At 69.7% G+C, this 15,482-nt stretch carries 16 protein-coding genes; 3 read left to right on the plus strand and 13 right to left on the minus strand.

All coding sequences use genetic code 11. The features are described from left to right. Window positions 1-231: 231 nt before the first annotated feature. On the minus strand, window positions 232-1,266 hold the full coding sequence (locus SGFS_RS11215; protein WP_286249665.1) for an SMP-30/gluconolactonase/LRE family protein: 1,035 nt from the start codon (window positions 1,264-1,266) through the stop codon (window positions 232-234). Between SGFS_RS11215 and SGFS_RS11220 the strand changes: the two genes are divergently transcribed. Both SGFS_RS11220 and SGFS_RS11225 read left to right on the plus strand, forming a co-directional pair. Further along, window positions 1,258-1,503 carry a hypothetical protein gene (locus SGFS_RS11220; protein WP_286249667.1) on the plus strand — a complete coding sequence of 82 codons (246 nt, stop codon included), beginning with the start codon at window positions 1,258-1,260 and terminating at the stop codon, window positions 1,501-1,503. The two genes, SGFS_RS11215 and SGFS_RS11220, sit on opposite strands and share 9 nt — an antisense overlap. 87 nt (window positions 1,504-1,590) lie before the next feature. Beyond that, window positions 1,591-2,100, plus strand: a complete 510-nt coding sequence (locus SGFS_RS11225; protein ID WP_286249668.1) for a MarR family winged helix-turn-helix transcriptional regulator — start codon at window positions 1,591-1,593, stop codon at window positions 2,098-2,100. Between the two features lie 516 nt (window positions 2,101-2,616). Here the strand turns inward: SGFS_RS11225 and SGFS_RS11230 are convergent. The 4 genes from SGFS_RS11230 to SGFS_RS11245 form a co-directional block, all read right to left on the minus strand. Next, a complete protein-coding gene (locus SGFS_RS11230) occupies window positions 2,617-3,384 on the minus strand; it encodes an SDR family NAD(P)-dependent oxidoreductase (protein ID WP_286249669.1) in 768 nt (255 codons plus the stop codon). Between the two features lie 67 nt (window positions 3,385-3,451). Then, window positions 3,452-4,477 (minus strand): transketolase family protein, encoded by a 1,026-nt coding sequence (locus SGFS_RS11235; RefSeq protein ID WP_286249670.1) that lies wholly within the window; start codon window positions 4,475-4,477, stop codon window positions 3,452-3,454. Further along, on the minus strand, window positions 4,474-5,388 hold the full coding sequence (locus SGFS_RS11240; protein WP_286249671.1) for a transketolase: 915 nt from the start codon (window positions 5,386-5,388) through the stop codon (window positions 4,474-4,476). Before SGFS_RS11240 ends, SGFS_RS11235 begins: the two co-directional genes overlap by 4 nt. 17 nt (window positions 5,389-5,405) lie before the next feature. After that, window positions 5,406-6,758, minus strand: a complete 1,353-nt coding sequence (locus SGFS_RS11245) for an MFS transporter (RefSeq protein WP_286249672.1) — start codon at window positions 6,756-6,758, stop codon at window positions 5,406-5,408. A 98-nt stretch (window positions 6,759-6,856) separates the two neighbouring features. On the opposite strand from SGFS_RS11245, the gene SGFS_RS11250 reads away from it, so the two are divergent. Next, complete coding sequence (locus SGFS_RS11250; protein ID WP_286249673.1) at window positions 6,857-7,648, plus strand: GntR family transcriptional regulator; 792 nt, start codon at window positions 6,857-6,859, stop codon at window positions 7,646-7,648. 113 nt (window positions 7,649-7,761) lie between these two features. Here the strand turns inward: SGFS_RS11250 and SGFS_RS11255 are convergent, their stop codons facing one another. The 8 genes from SGFS_RS11255 to SGFS_RS11290 all read right to left on the minus strand — a co-directional run bounded on the left by SGFS_RS11255 (window position 7,762) and on the right by SGFS_RS11290 (window position 15,451). Further along, window positions 7,762-8,523, minus strand: a complete 762-nt coding sequence (locus SGFS_RS11255; RefSeq protein WP_286249674.1) for an aldolase/citrate lyase family protein — start codon at window positions 8,521-8,523, stop codon at window positions 7,762-7,764. Window positions 8,524-8,621: 98 nt separating this feature from the next. After that, window positions 8,622-9,362 carry a fumarylacetoacetate hydrolase family protein gene (locus tag SGFS_RS11260; protein WP_286249675.1) on the minus strand — a complete coding sequence of 247 codons (741 nt, stop codon included), beginning with the start codon at window positions 9,360-9,362 and terminating at the stop codon, window positions 8,622-8,624. 128 nt (window positions 9,363-9,490) lie between these two features. Further along, entirely contained in the window at window positions 9,491-10,489 is a 999-nt protein-coding gene (locus SGFS_RS11265; RefSeq protein WP_286249676.1) for a dioxygenase family protein, read from the minus strand. A gap of 459 nt (window positions 10,490-10,948) precedes the next feature. Continuing rightward, window positions 10,949-12,163, minus strand: coding sequence for a cytochrome P450 (locus tag SGFS_RS11270; protein WP_286249678.1), 1,215 nt, complete (start codon window positions 12,161-12,163; stop codon window positions 10,949-10,951). 34 nt (window positions 12,164-12,197) lie between these two features. Beyond that, a complete protein-coding gene (locus tag SGFS_RS11275; protein ID WP_286249680.1) occupies window positions 12,198-13,139 on the minus strand; it encodes a PDR/VanB family oxidoreductase in 942 nt (313 codons plus the stop codon). Between the two features lie 99 nt (window positions 13,140-13,238). Next, complete coding sequence (locus SGFS_RS11280) at window positions 13,239-13,994, minus strand: IclR family transcriptional regulator (protein WP_286249681.1); 756 nt, start codon at window positions 13,992-13,994, stop codon at window positions 13,239-13,241. A 191-nt stretch (window positions 13,995-14,185) separates the two neighbouring features. Continuing rightward, on the minus strand, window positions 14,186-14,383 hold the full coding sequence (locus SGFS_RS11285; RefSeq protein ID WP_286249682.1) for a TetR family transcriptional regulator C-terminal domain-containing protein: 198 nt from the start codon (window positions 14,381-14,383) through the stop codon (window positions 14,186-14,188). Between the two features lie 279 nt (window positions 14,384-14,662). Continuing rightward, complete coding sequence (locus tag SGFS_RS11290; RefSeq protein ID WP_286249683.1) at window positions 14,663-15,451, minus strand: IclR family transcriptional regulator; 789 nt, start codon at window positions 15,449-15,451, stop codon at window positions 14,663-14,665. Between the last annotated feature and the right edge of the window lie 31 nt (window positions 15,452-15,482).

Here is a 15,482-nt window from a genome sequence, read left to right on the forward strand (position 1 = left end):
ACGGCGCTCGCCAACGGCCTCGCACTCCCGGCCCTCTCGCAGGCTCCCGTGCCGTTGAGAGAGGGGTTCGACGCCTCAACTCATCGGCACAGGAGCCTCGTTGGTTTCTGTCACGCCGCACTCGACCTGCCTCACAGCCTGGTTGAGTGGGTGACCATGCTCATCGTCATCCGCTGCACCTGGCTGCCGGAATCCGCAGCAGGGCTGCTGCCGGTCCCGGCAGCGGCGGGTTCAGGCGGTCGGGCCGCAGTTCTGGGCGGCGGGGTTGATCGTTCCGCGCTGCACCTTCGCGTCGTGGGGCTCGGCGAAACCGGCGTTGGTGATGTAGAGCCGGTTTCCGCGTACCGCGATGGAGGTGGGTGAAGCGAGGCCGTCCGAGGCGGTCAGGACGGTTTTCGTGGTCCCGTCGGGGTGGACGACCGCGACCTGGTTGAGGCCGTTCTGCGCGGCGAACACCACGTCGGTGCGGTCGTTGAGGAAGTTGAAGTCGTCGACGCTGGTGAGGCCGCTGGTCACGGTGTGGATCCGGCCCGGGGCGCCGGTGGCGGTGACCGGGATCCGCAGCAGGGTGCCCTGCGCGCTGTTGGAGACCCAGACGGCGCCCCTGTGGAAGCGGAGCCCGTTCGCGCCGAACGGGACGGACGGGTCGGGCGCGAGGGCGGGGTCGGTCAGCCAGGCGGTCGCCTTTCCGCCGGAGGCCGGGACGGCCCAGACGGTGCCCTTGCTGCTGTCGGCCACGTACAGGGTGCGCCCGGCGGGGTCGAGGGCCAGGCCGTTGGCGAGTCCGTCGGTGGGCAGGGCGGCGACGCGGCGAGGGGTGCCGCCCGGGGGCAGCTTCCATACGCCGGCCCGAAAGGCGTCATCAGAGGCCACGTTGTAGTAGATGGTGCCGTCGCGGTCGCGCGTGATGCCGCTGAATGCGTCGCCCTGTTGCCCGGCCACGATCACCGTGCTGCGCCCGGACGGGTCGATCCGCAACAGTGCCGGGCGCTCGCCCGCCGCAGTGTGCCCGCCCAGCGTGGAGACGGTCAGCGAGTTGTCCGGATTGACGGTGATGTTCTCCGGGGAGTCGCCGGCGGCGAAGTCCAATGCGGCGAGAGTTCTCACGTCGGTGACGACCGGCTTGGAGGACGCCTGTTGTGTCGCTGCGGACGCGTACGGCGCCGAGGCGAGGACGGCCGCCGCGGCGATCACCGCCGCAAGCGTGGACGGCTTCTTCAGGAGGGTTGGCGTGGGAACTGTCGCGGAGATTTCCATATGGGTCATCGCACTTTTCTCGAAAGGACGCAGATGTGGCTGCGCGGGAAGTGGGACATGAAGGGATGGGGCTGCCTGGGCCCGGGCGGGATGCATGGTCGGTCCTGGGTGCTGGAAGTCGTCCGAGGCGCCGACGGCGTGGGCCATCGCGGCGACGACGGCGTTGAGGACGCCGTCGACGACGAGGCCGCGCCGGGCAACCAGCTTCTGGGTGCTCGGAACCCGGGCAGTCACTTCAAGCTTTAACTCAAAAGTAGCGGCAATGACTTCAACCTTCAAGTGGCGAGCGGGGTGGATTCACTTCAAGCATGAAGTGTCGGTACAGTGGAGGGCATGACGAACACCCCGGCTGACGAGGCGCCCCGCTGGCTTGACGAGGAGGAGCGCCGCGCCTGGCTCGGCCTTGTCGGCATCATGCGGCGGCTGGAACACGCACTCGACACGCAACTGCGCGACGAAGGGCTGACGCACTTCGAGTACGGGGTGATGGCGGCGCTGTCGGAGTCGCCGCAGCGGGAACTGCGCATGAGCGCCCTCGCGGCGTACGCCGAGGGCTCACTCTCCCGTCTTTCCCAGGTCGTGGCCCGCCTCGAACGCAAGGGGTACGTCCACCGCCGCCCAGATCCGGCCGACGGCCGCTACACCCTGGCCACCCTGACCGACGAGGGGTACGCGAAGATCGTCAGCGCTGCTCCCGCCCACGTCGCGGAAGTGCGCCGACTGGTATTCGACCCATTGACCAAGGCACAGGTCAAACAACTCGGCCACGTCGGCCAGCGCATCCTGCACGCCATCGACCCCGAGCACGGCGACGGCGACCACCGCCGAGACCCCTCACGCTGACCGGGCGTCCATCCACGGGCCCGGCTGCCCGGCCGCGGCGACGCCGGAGGGCCTCCCTGACTGAACACACGGACAGGCCGGCCCGCAGGGCTGGTTGCCGCCGCTGCACTGATCTACCGCATCCGCCTCGGCCGCGGGCAGACCAAAGGCCGTAGCAAGCGCTTCACCGCGACCAACCACGCGCGCCTGCTTGACGCGTCACAACAGCAGCTCAGCGGCCCGATCGTGCTGGTACGGGGACAGCCGTGCGCACTGCTCCGGGCCGCTCGACTCGCCGACGCGAGCACCGATCGGACCAGCTCGGGGGTGCCCGCGACGGCAATCTGAAGCGACGTCGGACAAAGCGCCCGGGGTCTCGACGAAACGAAGTAGCCGCGTTCGTCGGCCACCTCGAACACCTCGTGGCTACGGCCGTTTGCGGTCGACGGTCTTCGCGGCAGCGGCCGTCCCGTCCTGCGGACCGGCCCTCGCGTTCTTCGCCTCGAAGGGCGCTTTCTCCCGCCGACGCCGTACAGGTCAGTGGATGTGGGATCCGCCGTTGACGTCGTACGTCACGCCGGTGAGGTAGCCCGACTCGGGCCGGGCCAGGAACGCGATGACGTCAGCCACGTCCTCGACACCGCCGATACGGCGTACCGGAACGTCCGCGATCATCGCCGCCTTGCGCTCCTCGTCCAGCTTGCCCTGGGTGATGTCGGTGTCGATCAGGCCCGGCGCGACGGAGTTGACCGTGATTCCGGACGGGCCGAGTTCGCGGGCGAGGGCCCGGGCGAAGCCCAGCAGGGCGGCCTTGGCGGCGGAATAGGCCACTCCCCCGAAGACCCCGCCTCCGCGTTCGGCCGAGACGGACGACAGGAAGACGATGCGGCCGAATCCCCGCTCGGCCATCCCGGAAGCCACGCGGTGGGTGACCACGAAGCTGCCGCGGACGTTGACCTCGAAGATCCGGTCCCACTCGGCCGGGGTGACGTCGAGGAAGGGGGTCGGGGACGTGATCCCCGCGTTGTTGACCAGGGCGCCGATCGGCGCGAGCGCCGCTTCGACCGCCCCGACGGCGGCGTCGACGGCGTCGGCGTCGGTGACGTCCGCCGCAAGGCCCAAAGCCTCCGTACCGTGCCGAGCGGCGACCTCCCGGGCGGCGTCCTCGGCGGCCTCCTTGTCCAGGTCGAGGACGGCGATGTGGTAGCCGGCGGCGGCCAGGGCGTGCGCGGTGGCGCGTCCGATGCCGCGACGGGAGCCCGCCCCGGTGACGACGGCGGTGCGGGGGGTGTGCTGGGTGGTCATGCGGTGCTCCTGAGGAGTGGGAAGAGGCCGAGGAAACAAGTGCCGCGAGCGGGTCTTCGTGCGGGGCTCACAGTTCACGGCGGACGCGTTCCTTGATCGCCGCGACGGAGAGGCCGTAGCGGTCGTGGAGCGTCGGCAGCGCACCCGCGGCGAGGAACTCGTCCGGCAGGCCGATCGGGACCATGCGCGCCGACTGCTGGGCGAAGGCAAGGCACGAGGCCACGGACTCGGCGAGGCCACCGACGACACTGTGGTTCTCGAGCGTCACCACGAGGCGTCCTTTCGAGGCCTCCCGCAGCACCGTCTCGCGGTCGAACGGCTTGATCGTCGGCACATGGAGGACGGCGACATCGATGTGGTCGTGCGCGAGTTCCTGGGCCGCGGTCAGGGCGCGTACCGTCATCAGTCCGGTGGAGATGAACAACACGTCGCGGCCGTCGCGTAGTTGGGCAGCCCTGCCGAGTTCGAACCGGTAGTCGTACTCGTCCAGGACGGTGGGTACGGTCCCGCGCAGCAGCCGCATGTAGGTGGGCCCGGGGTGCGCGGCCAGCGCCGGCACGGCCTGTTCGATGTCCACCGAGTCCGCGGGGTCCACGATCGTCAGGCCGGGCATACCGCGCAGGATCGCCAGGTCCTCGGTCGCCTGGTGGCTGGGTCCGTAGCCGGTCGTCAGACCGGGCAGGGCGCCGACGACGTTGACGTTCAGCTGCGGCTCGGCGATGTCGAGGCACAGGAAGTCGTAGGCGCGGCGGGTGGCGAAGACGGAGTAGGTGGAGGCAAACGGGGTCAGGCCCACCTCGGCCAGCCCCGCTGCCGCACCCAGCATCACCTGTTCCGCCATGCCCATCTGGAAGAAGCGATCGGGGTGAGCTTCGCGGAAGACGTGCATGTCGGTGTACTTGGCCAGGTCCGCGGAGAGACCGACCACGTCGGGGCGTTCGTCGGCGAGCCGGGCCAGTGCGTGTCCGAAGGGTGCCTTGGTGGTGCGCTGCCCCTCTTCGGCGATCGAGGCGATCATCGCGGACGTGGTGAGCCTGCGCTTCGGAGCCCCGGTCGGCGTGGGCTCGGTCCGAGTCGACGCGGAGGTGTTCATCGGGCGAGTCCCTCTTCCTGGGTGCGGGCGCGGTCGGATGTGGGTCGATTGAAGTGACGCTCCGTCAACTGAGCGCGCGCGAGCTGCCATTCGTGCTCTTCGACGCGCATGAAATGCGCCTTCTCCCGCGTCTCCAGCATCGGTACGCCGCAGCCGATCCGGGTGTCGCAGATCAGCACCGCCGGTGAACCGCGGTGCCCGCGCAGGTCGTCGAAGGCAGCGACGAGTGCCTCGATGTCGTTGCCGTCCACGCGGACGGCATGCCAGCCGAACGCCTCCCACTTGGCCGTGACCGGCTCGGTGCGCAGTACGCCCTTGGTGGGGCCGTCCGCCTGCAGGGCGTTGACGTCGACGATGGCGGTGACGTTGTCCAGGCCGTGGTGGGCGCAGGCAAGTGCCGCCTCCCAGGTGGAGCCCTCGTCCAGTTCGCCGTCGGAGAGCAGGTTGTAGACGCGTGCGTCGCTGCCCTGGTGGCGCAGGCCGAGCGCCATGCCGGTGGCGACGCCCAGGCCGTGGCCCAGTGAACCGCCGGAGATCTCCATGCCGGGCGTGTAGGAGGCCATGCCCGACATGGGCAGGCGCGAGTCGTCGCTGCCGTAGGTGGCGAGTTCGCCGACGTCCAGCACGCCGGCCTCGGCGAGCGCCGCGTACAGGGCGATCGCGTAGTGGCCGATCGACAGCAGGAACCGGTCGCGCTGCGGCCAGTCCGGCTCGGCGGGACGGTGGTTGAGGACGTCCCGGTAGACGACGGCCAGGATGTCGGCCACGCCCAGTGCCTGTCCGATGTATCCCTGGCCCTGGGTCTCCCCCATGTCCAGCGCGTGCATACGGATGCGGTGGGCGGAGTCCTGCAGGGCGCTGACGCGCCGGGTGGACGGATCCGCTGTTCCGGGTGCCTGAGTGGAGAGCACGTTGGTCCTCGTCTCTGTCAGTGAGCGGTGGGGAGGGCGGGTTCGGCGACCGCGGTCATGGCCCGGCCGGCCTCCCGGCGCTCTTCCGGGCCCCATGTCTCGCGCGTCACCAGCGCCGCTACGAGGCCCAGGAGGCCGTAGCAGCTGAAGAGGACCGCGGGGCCGGTCCATCCGGTGGCGGAGTAGAGCGCCGTGGCGATCATGGGCGTAAACCCGGAGACCACCGCGGACAGTTGGTAGGCCAGGGACGTTCCGGCGGTGCGGGTCCTGGTGGCGAACAGCTCGCAGAACCAGGCTCCTTGGACGCCGGCCAGCGAGTTCTGGCAGACGGCGTAGCTGATCAGGAAGGCGAGCAGGACGAGGGAGGCGGCTTCGGTGTTGACGAGCAGGAAGAGCGGGATGCCCCAGGCGAGGCTCACCGCGCAGCCCAGCAGGTACACCGGGCGGCGGCCTGTCCGGTCCGACAGGCGGCCCCAGAGCGTGGTGGCGGCGATGCCGACGGCCGCGGCGGTCACCAGGGCGGTGAGTGTGGTGGTGCTGGTGACGTCGGGGGCGTCGCCGTCGTCCAGGTAGGAGAGGACGAAGGTGACCGAGACGGCGTATCCGGCGGTCTCCGTGATGCGCAGACAGAACGCCCGCAGCACGTTGCGCCAGTCCTCCCGGATCACCTCCAGCAGCGGGTTCTTGACGACCTCGCCGGACTCCTTGAGCGCCTCGAACTGGGGTGATTCGTCGATCCTGAGCCGGATGAAGATGCCCACTGCGATCAGGACGGCACTGAGCAGGAACGGCACACGCCAGGCCCAGGTGTCGTCCAAGGTGTGCCGGCTGAACAGGAAGGCGAGGTTGGCGAGCAGCAGACCGACCGGGAACCCGGCCTGGGTGATGCCCGTGTACAGACCGCGCCGCCGCCAGGGGGCGTGCTCGAAGGTCATCAGGATGGCGCCACCCCATTCGGCGCCGAAGGCGAGCCCCTGGATCACGCGGACGACGACCAGCAGGACCGGCGCCCAGATCCCGACCATCTGATAAGTCGGCAGACACCCGATCAACACCGTCGCGACGCCCATCAGCAGCAGCGATCCGACCAGGACGGGCTTGCGGCCGACGCGGTCCCCGAGGTGACCTGCGACGATGCCGCCCAGCGGCCGCGCCGCGAAGCCGATCCCCAGGGTCGCGAAGGACAGCAGGGTGGCGGAGAGCGGGTCGGAGTCCGGGAAGAACACGTCCCCGAAGTAAAGAGCGGCGGCCGTTCCGAAGCCGATGAAGTCGTACGTCTCGATGGTCGCGCCCACGCCGCATCCGACGGCGACTCTCAGACGCTCGGGCGATCCCTGCGGCGCCTGGTGCGGCGCCTTGGCCTCAGCCATGCCGATCCTCCTTGATCGCGAGCGGGAACCGTCCCGGGCCCCACTGTCGGCTGTTGACTGTTAACAGTCGAGAGAGATGCTGAGCCCGAGGACGAAAGGTGTCAACCCGTGGAGCGAAGACGGATCGAATCTGCCGACTGTCAACAGATGACAGCGGGCGGGCTAATATGATCGCCCGTGGATCGAAGGAGGGCTGGACCGTGGCCGGTCAGGGGCTCGCAAGTCTCACCCGCTCGACGACCCTCCGTGAGCGCGCGCTCGTGGCCCTACGTACCGCCATCACCACGGGCCAGTACCGCCCGGGCGACCACCTCGGAGAGGTGGAGATCGCCGAGCATCTGTCAGTGAGCCGCGGCACGGTACGAGAGGCCCTGCGCCACCTCCAGCAGGAGGGGCTCGTCACCGCGGGAGCGCGCGGCATGCTGCGCGTGTCACGGCTGACACCGACCGAGGTACGGGAACTCTTCCAGGTCCGCGAGGCCCTCGAAGGGCTCGCAGTGGCACAGATCATCGCGTCACCGCGCAGACAGGAAGCGGCCGAAGCGCTGCGCGAGGCCCTGGAAAAGCTCCACGACGCCTTCGAATCAGGGGCAGACCTGACCGCGAAGGTCGAGGCCGATCTCGGTTTTCACCTTCTGCTGTGCGAACTCTCCGGCAACTCGATCCTCCTCAAGACCTGGCGACAGCTCGAGGGTCCGATGCGGGTGGTGATCATGAGCGCAGCCGGCGACCGCCGTGACGTGGCCATGTCCGCGACATCCCACTCCCCCATCGCCGACGCGATCGCGCGCGGAGACGCGACGGCCGCCCAGGAAATCCTGCACAGGCACATGACCTCGGCCATCGAGCAGTTGGGCATCGAGCACGAAGGCACCCGCGAAACCTCGTGAAAATCATGTCCCGGAAGGCACGTCCCAGGACGGGGCACGCTCCGGGAATCACTCCGGCCGGGCGACTGGTCGTTCTCCGTCGCGCGCATGCGCCCCGGGCGCAACGCGGGACTTCATAGCAGGTCCTGGTCCGCGGCGACAGGCGCAGCAGTCGCCGCGGCCTGTTGTGTGAAGCTCCGGGCGACGGCGTCGGCGCCGCGTGCCAGCAGGCCTACGTCCACGCCGACGGCGGTGAACGTGGTCCCGAGGTCGATGCACCGTCGCGCGAACGTCGGGTTGGTCGTCAGCACGCCGGCCGGTTTGCCTGCCGCGCGCACCCGCCCGATCGCCTCCTCCACTGCCGCGATGACCGTCGGCGCGTTCGGGTCTCCTGGGTGACCGAGGCTGGCGGCCAGGTCGCTGGGGCCGATGAAGATCCCGTCCACGCCATCGACGGACGCGATCTGCCCGATCTGTTCGAGGGCGTGCCGCGACTCGACCTGGACGAGCACGCACAGTTCGGTGTGCGCCAGTTCGGCGTAGTCCTTGACCCGACCGAACCGGGTGGCCCTGGTCAGTGCCGACACGCCGCGGACGCCCACGGGGGCGTAACGGGTGGCGGCGACCGCGGCGAGCGCTTCTTCGGCCGACTCGACCTGTGGAATCAGCAACGACTGCGCGCCGACGTCCAGGAGCCGCTTGATCACGGTGGGATCGTTGACCGGAGGACGCACCACTGCCGAGCAGGGGTACGGGGCGACCGCCTGGAGTTGTGAGAGCACGATCGCGACATCAGCGTGCGAGTGCTCGGTGTCGAGAAGCAGCCAGTCGAAGCCGGCGCCGGCGACGATCTCGGCCGGGTAGGCGTCGGCCAGCGAGCACCACAGGCCGATCATCTGCTCGCCTCGGGCAAGCCTCGCTTTGAATACGTTCGCCGGTGGAGGCCACTGGCCCGGTGCGGGCTGCGATGCGCCGGTCTGCGGGTGGTGCACGGTCACCGGAACGACACCCCGATCGAACCCAACGGGCCGAAGTCGGCGTGGATGACGGTGTTCGCTTCGACCGAGACCGGTCGGGTGAACGAGCCCGACAGCAGCAGCTGACCGGCTCTGAGGTGCTCGCCGACCGCGGCGAGCTTGTTCCCGAGCCAGGCGATGCCTGCCGCCGGGTGTCCCATGACGGCGGCCGAGACGCCGGACTCCTCGATCACACCGTTCTTCGCCAACGTCGCGGCCACCCACCGGACATCGACGTCCATCGGGCGCACGACGCGACCGCCGACGACCATCGCCGCGGCGGCGGCGTTGTCCGCGATGGTGTCGGTGATCGCGCGGGGCACCTCGGTGCGGTAGTCGATGACCTCGAGCGCGGGGACGACGTACTCAGTCGCCCGCAGGACGTCATGGACGCGCAGGTCCGGCCCATGCAGGTCGGCGCCGAGCACGAACGCCAGCTCGACCTCCAGTCGGGGCTTCATGTAGCGGTTCGCTGCGAGACAGGCGCCGTCGTTGACGACCATGTCGTCGGTGAGAAAGCCGTAGTCGGGCTCCGTCATCTGCGAGGCCATCTGCATGGCGCGAGACGTCAGTCCGATCTTGTGCCCGACGAGCCGGGCGCCGGCCGCCACACGCTCCGCCGCCCAGAGCTGCTGGATGGCGTAGGCGTCGACGATCTCAAGATCGGCATAGGTGCGGCTGAGTTGGGTGATCGGTTGACGCTCACGGTCTGCCTGCATGAGAGCGGTTGCGGCTGCGCGACGTTCTGCTTCGGTGATCACCGGGTTCCTCTCGGGGTGTACGGAGTGCCGTCGCGTGGCGTTCGACGGCACGGGGCGTGCACCTGCCGGACGACGACACGGTCACGTCATGCGCTGTCGGGCTTGCTGTCGCGCTTGGCCGACACGGGCGGGGTCGGCAGCCAGGCCTCACCTGGCTCGACGACGAAGGTGAACTCGAGGCTGTACCAGGGTTCGACTACGTCCTCATCCGGCGCCGACTCGTTCTCGTGGCGCACATACGTGCCGATGAGGCTCTGTACGACGCCGAACTGCGCGTCGGTCTCCAGGATGGGGTCGTCGTGGCTGTAGAGCTGGGACGCGATCGTCTTGTAACCCTGTTTGCAGATCAGCACATGGAGATGCGCCGGCCGGAAGGGATGGCGTTCGAGCGCGGCCAGGAGATCTCCCACCGGCCCGCCGATCGGTATCGGATAACCGGAAGGCTTGATACTGCGGAAGGTGAACACACCTTCCTCATCGCTGAAGAACTTGCCGCGGAGATTCCACTCGGCCTGCTCGGGGTCCTGGTTCTCATAGAGGCCGGCCGGTGATGCGTGCCAGACGTCGACTTCCGCGCCGACGACCGACGTTCCATCGGTGTCGACGATCCGGCCGGTGAAGAACAGCGGCGGTCCATCTGTCGGCGAGCGGACGATCGACTCGCCGTTGTTCATCGTCGGGCTGCCCTGGCGCCAGAACGGACCGAGCAGGTTCGCCGAGGTCGGCTTGTCCTCGCTCCCGTTGTTCATCAGGGCAACCAGCGTCGACAGGCCCAGCGAGCCCGCCATCAGCCTCACCTCGTTGTGGCTGGGCGTGGTGAGTTGGCCAAGCCTGGTCACGATGTTGATGGAGGTGTCGAACTCCTTCTCGGTCAGCCGTACTTCGCGGGCGAAGTCGTGCAGGTGGCGCACCAGTGCCTGGATGATCTCCTTGACGCGCGGGTCGCCGGCCCGCTCTGTCTCGGCGAGTACCGCGGCGGTGAGCTGGTCTTCGTCTTGGATGATCACGTCGGCATCCCCTTGAGACGGTCGGCTGCTGGCCCGCGGCCGACACTGCCACGCAAGTATCAGAAGGCCGGTCGGCACGCACAACGACAGTGTTCATCCAGTGAACAATCAGGCGCCGCAGCCCGGATGAACTGCAGACACGAGAGGTGCGCCACCGCAGGTGGGATCGCCAATGAGGCCGTCTTGAGTGAAGTTGCGCGGTTTGTCCTGGCCCCAGTAGAGGCGGACAGGGAGGTAGCCGGTGAGCAGAGCGGCCTCGTCGTGCAGCGGGCCGGACGGTGGTTGCCTGAGACGTCGGCGAGGGCCTTGATCTCGTCGAGGCCGGTCGCGGTGCGGAGGGCTGCCCGTGCTCGTCGACTCGGACGATGTCATCGGTGCGCAGCCATCCCTCGACGGGTGTCTGCACGATGCTCCCGGGTTGCCCGGGCACCCGGCCGTCACTCGGGGACCCGCAGTCCCCCAAGGACCGCTGTCCCCCAACCCCCCGGCTTGACCGGACGCCACGTTCGCGCCGCTCACCGGGTCGAACGAAGGTGATCAGGCGGCGGGACGGACACGTACCGGCAGGGATGTCCAGGCACGCAGGGTGTTGTTGACGTGTCGGATCGGTGGACCGGTGAGTTCGATGTGCTCGATGCGGCGGACCAGGGCGGTCAGCAGGGCCTCGGCCTCCAGGCGGGCCACGTGTTGGCCGACGCATTGGTGGATGCCCATGCCGAAGCCGACGTGCCCGGAAGGGTCGCGGGTCAGGTCAAAGCGGTCCGGGTCGGTCCAGCAGGCGGGGTCGCGGTTGGCCGCGCCGAGGAACATGAGGATCTTCGTGCCCTCGGGGATGACAGCGTCGGCGATCTTGACGTCGGTGGTGGCGGTACGGAAGAACGTCTGCACCGGCGACTGCCAGCGCACCGCCTCGTCGAAGGCGACCCGCGTCAGCTCGGGCCGCTGCCGCAGCCGTTGCCACTGTTCCGGGTGGGTGGCGAACGCGTACAGGCAAGCCGCCAGGCCGTGCACCGTGGTGTCGACCCCGGCCGTGAGCAAGGAGCGCACCACCAGCGGAGCCTGCTCTCGCGTCAGGTCCCCGCGGTCGGCCGCGGCCCAGATCACCGCCCCGAACCCGTCCTCGGCCAGGGCGTCCCGGGCGCATTGCGTGATCACCCAGGCCGACAGGTCGGCCAGGCGGTGGAGATCCGCGGTGACCAGGTCGTTGACCGGGCCGAAGGCATTGAAGGCCATGTTGCCGTACGGCAGGAGGTTCTCCCGGCCATGGGGGCCGAGACCCACGGCATCGGGGAAGACTTTCAGTGGGAACGCCCGCGCCAACTGTGCGAAGGCGTCGAACTCGGGGCCTTCGGCGAGGACTTGGTCGACGAGTTCGTCGGCGGCGGTTTGCCAGGTCTCCCGCAGACGGCGCAGCGCGGGTGGGGCCAGGATCTCCCGCAGCACTCGGCGAGGGGCGTCGTGCCGGGGCGGGTCGGCCTCCAACAGCACGCTCGGCGGGCGCCACGACTTCTCGTGCCGGAAGTTGGCCAGCCCCACCCCCGCGCCGGACTCGAAGTGCTGCCAGTCCCGCAGGGCGGCGTGCACCTCCTCGTAGCGCGCCAGGGCGTGGACGTCGTACCGGGAGAGGTACACGACGGGCCCGGCGGCCCGTAGCTCGTGGTGGAGTTCTTCCGGCTCCTGAAGCACGTCGGGGGCGAAGGGATCTGCGTCGCGGACGGGCACCGTGGTGGCCCGCTCGGTGGTTTCGGGCATGGCGACTCCTGAGTACGGCTCGTAAGCGGACGGATCAGAGGTCGAGGACCAGGCGGTCGTCGCAGGAACGGGACACGCAAAGGAACATGCAGGTGTTCGCGGCGCGTTCGTGGTCGGCGAGGATCGAGTCGCGGTGGTCGGGCCGGCCCTGGAGGACCGGGGTGAGGCAGGTGCCGCAGGTGCCCTGCTCGCAGGAGGAGAGCACCTCCGCCCCCACCCGGCGCACCGCGTCCAGGACCGAGACCTCCGGGGTGACGGTGACGGTGCGTCCCGTCCGGCGCAGCTCCACCTCGAAGGGGGTGTCGCGCACCGGTGCCGACCGGTCGGCGGCGGTGAACCGTTCGGTGCGCAGCGTGTACGGCGGCCAGTGGGCGCAGGCGGCCTCCACGGCGGCGAGGAGCGGGGCGGGACCGCAGCAGTAGACCTTGGTGTCGGGGCGCGGAGTGCCGAGCCAGGAGACGAGGTCGAGCAGTCCGCACTCGTCCTGCGGGGCGATGCGCACCCGCTCGCCGTGGGCGGCTGCCAGCTCCTCGGCGAAGGCCATGGACGCCCGGGTCCGTCCGCCGTACAGCAACTGCCAGTCGGCACCGAGCAGTTCGGCCTGCCGGACCTTCGGCAGCAGCGGGGTGATGCCGATGCCGCCCGCGATGAACAGGTACTTCTCCGACGGCACCAGCGGGAAGTGGTTGCGCGGCCCGCCGACACCGACCCGGTCGCCCACGCGCAGTGCGTCATGCACGTACGAGGAACCTCCACGGCCGAGCGGCTCGCGCAGGACGGCGATCCGATAGGTGTACGCGTCCCACCGGTTCCCGCACAGCGAGTAGTGCCGGATCGTCCCCTCGGGCAGGACCAGTTCGATGTGGGAGCCGGGAGTCCAGTCCGGCAGCCGGGCGCCCGCCGGATGGGTGAGGGTCAGCGTGACCACGCCCTCGGCCACGGTCTCCTTTGCGGAGACCTCCAGAGTCACGACCACGTCGTCGCCTCCCGTCGTTGGGTTGACGGAAGGATGCGCGAGGGTGTGGAGGAGGCGCGACGGCACTCTCATTCAATGAGAGACGAACTTGTCGGCCCCTCAGCCGGTCAGGCCGCGGGGACCTCGCGCGGCCATGGCCCGGGAGATGCCGCGCGCGGCGGTCCGCACCACGGGCACGACGGAAGCGGCCCCGGCGTCGTTGGGGACGATCACCGACAGGGCGGCCACCACCCCTCCCCCGCCGTCGCGCACCGGGGCCGCGATACCGAGGGCGTCCTCGTGGAAGTGCCCCGGGCAGTACGCATACCCCTGCTGCCGGACGGCGGCCAGCGTGGACCGCAGCAGGGCGGGGGTGGTGATGGTGTGCCGCGTGTACGCGGGAAGCGGCCCTGCGAGGACGCGTTCCTGCAGGTCAGCAGGCCCGTGGGCGAGCAGCACCAGACCACTGGAGGACACGTGCGGCGGCAGCCTGCCTGCGATGCGGGTGTAGTTGACGACCGCTCCCGGCGCCGAGAGCCGCTCCAGGAACAGCACCTCGCCGCCGTCCAGCACGCCGATCTGGACATGGTGCCCCACCACGTCGTGCACGCCCTCCATGAACGGCATCGCCGTGTCCCGCAGCGACAGCGTGGGCGAGGCCCGCGTCCCCAGCTCCCACAGTCGTACGCCGATCCGCACCCGGCGGTCCGCGTCCCGGGCAAGGAACCCGTGCGCCGTCAACTCGGCAACCAGCCGCGACGCGGTCGCCAAGTGCAGACCCGTACGCCGGGAGATCTCCGAGACGGTGAGGACCGGCTCGTCCGGCGTGAACGCTTCCAGGATCCGCACAGCCCGCGACAGGACCGACTCACCCATCCGTGCCCTCACAAATACATGATCGGCTCATGGACCGTGGAGGTCCAGGGGCGCACGTCAGCGACGTGGCGAACCGTTGAGTGGTGCACATACGAGACTTCCACGGCATCGGTCCTCTCTCTCGTGCCGTCCCCTCGTACCGTCCCCTCGTGCCGTCCTCTCGCGTCCCCTCGCGCCGTCCCCTCGCACCCTTACAAGCCGTACGCCGCCAGTGCCTCGTCCAGTACCGCCAGCTGGCGCTCCGGCGGCCAGTCGTGGTGGTGCTCCACAGCCGACAGGACGAGACCGTTGGCCAGCACCCGGAGCAGGTCGACCGTGGTGTCGACCCGTTCGGCGGGGACGAGCGGTTCGACGTGGCGGCGCAGCAGTTCCCGTATGCGCGCGTCCACGGTCGGCACCGTCCGCGACGTCGAAGTCGACGAGGTCTTCGTCGTGCTCGAGGGAGACGCGACCGTGCGATATCGAGACCGGGGACAGCGTCGAGCTCACCCCCGGCGTCGTCGTACGTCTGCACGCGGGGGAACGGGCCGAGTGTGAGGTCCGCTCCCCCCTGCGAAAGTTCTACGTGGCCGTCGGCTGAGGAGCTGTCGGGGTCCCGGGCCAGGGGCCCCAGTCGCACGCGGCAGGCCCGATCAGTACCGGGAGTCGCGTCCGTCCTCGTCCACTGATCAGTGCCGGGAGTCGCGTCCGTCCTCGTCCAGTGCGGCTGAGACACTGTCCGCCGCGACGGTCAGGGCCGCCACCAGCTTCTTCACCCGGCCTGCCGAGTACCGCACGCTCGGCAGGGACACCGACACGGCCGCGATCGTGGTGCCGCTCGTGTCGGTCACGCCGCGCCCGATGGCGACGACTCCGCGCTCGGATCGCTCCAGGTTGACGGCGACGCCGCTTCGCCGGACGGCACGCAGCTCAGCGCGCAGCTCCGTGAGGTCCGGGCGGTCTTCGGTGGCGTCGGCCGGGAGGTGTGTGTAGAGCGCGGTCAACTCGTCGTCGCTGAGGGCGGCCAGCATGACCAGCCCGCCGCTCACCTGGTGTGCGGGGAAGACCATGCCCTCCCTGTTGCCGACGCGGAGGGCCTGCCGGCATTCGATCGAGGCGATGAAGCGAACGGTGCGGCCGGTGCGGATGGTGACGTTCGCGGTCTCGTCGACCGTGTCGACGAGGGTCTGCAGCGGGCCCAGGGCCGCGGACCGCAGGGCGCTGACGTTCGACTGGGCCTTGGCCGCCATCTCCAGGACCGGGCCGACCCGGTAGCTGCGGTCAGCGTTCTGCACGGCGAAGTCCCGGTAGACGAGCGTGGAGAGCAGCCGGTGGGCGCTGGAGCGGGCCACCCCGAGCCGCCGGGCGGCCTCCGAGACGGTGAGCGGCCCCTCCACCTGCAGTATCACCGCCAGCTGGAGGGCATGGTCCACGCTCGTCACCCCGTAGGCAGGCGGGTTCTTCATCGACTTGGCCACGGCTGCCGCCTCCCGGAGATGTGTTCTGCTG

The organism is Streptomyces graminofaciens (genome assembly GCF_030294945.1).
Classification (GTDB): Bacteria; Actinomycetota; Actinomycetes; order Streptomycetales; family Streptomycetaceae; genus Streptomyces; species Streptomyces graminofaciens.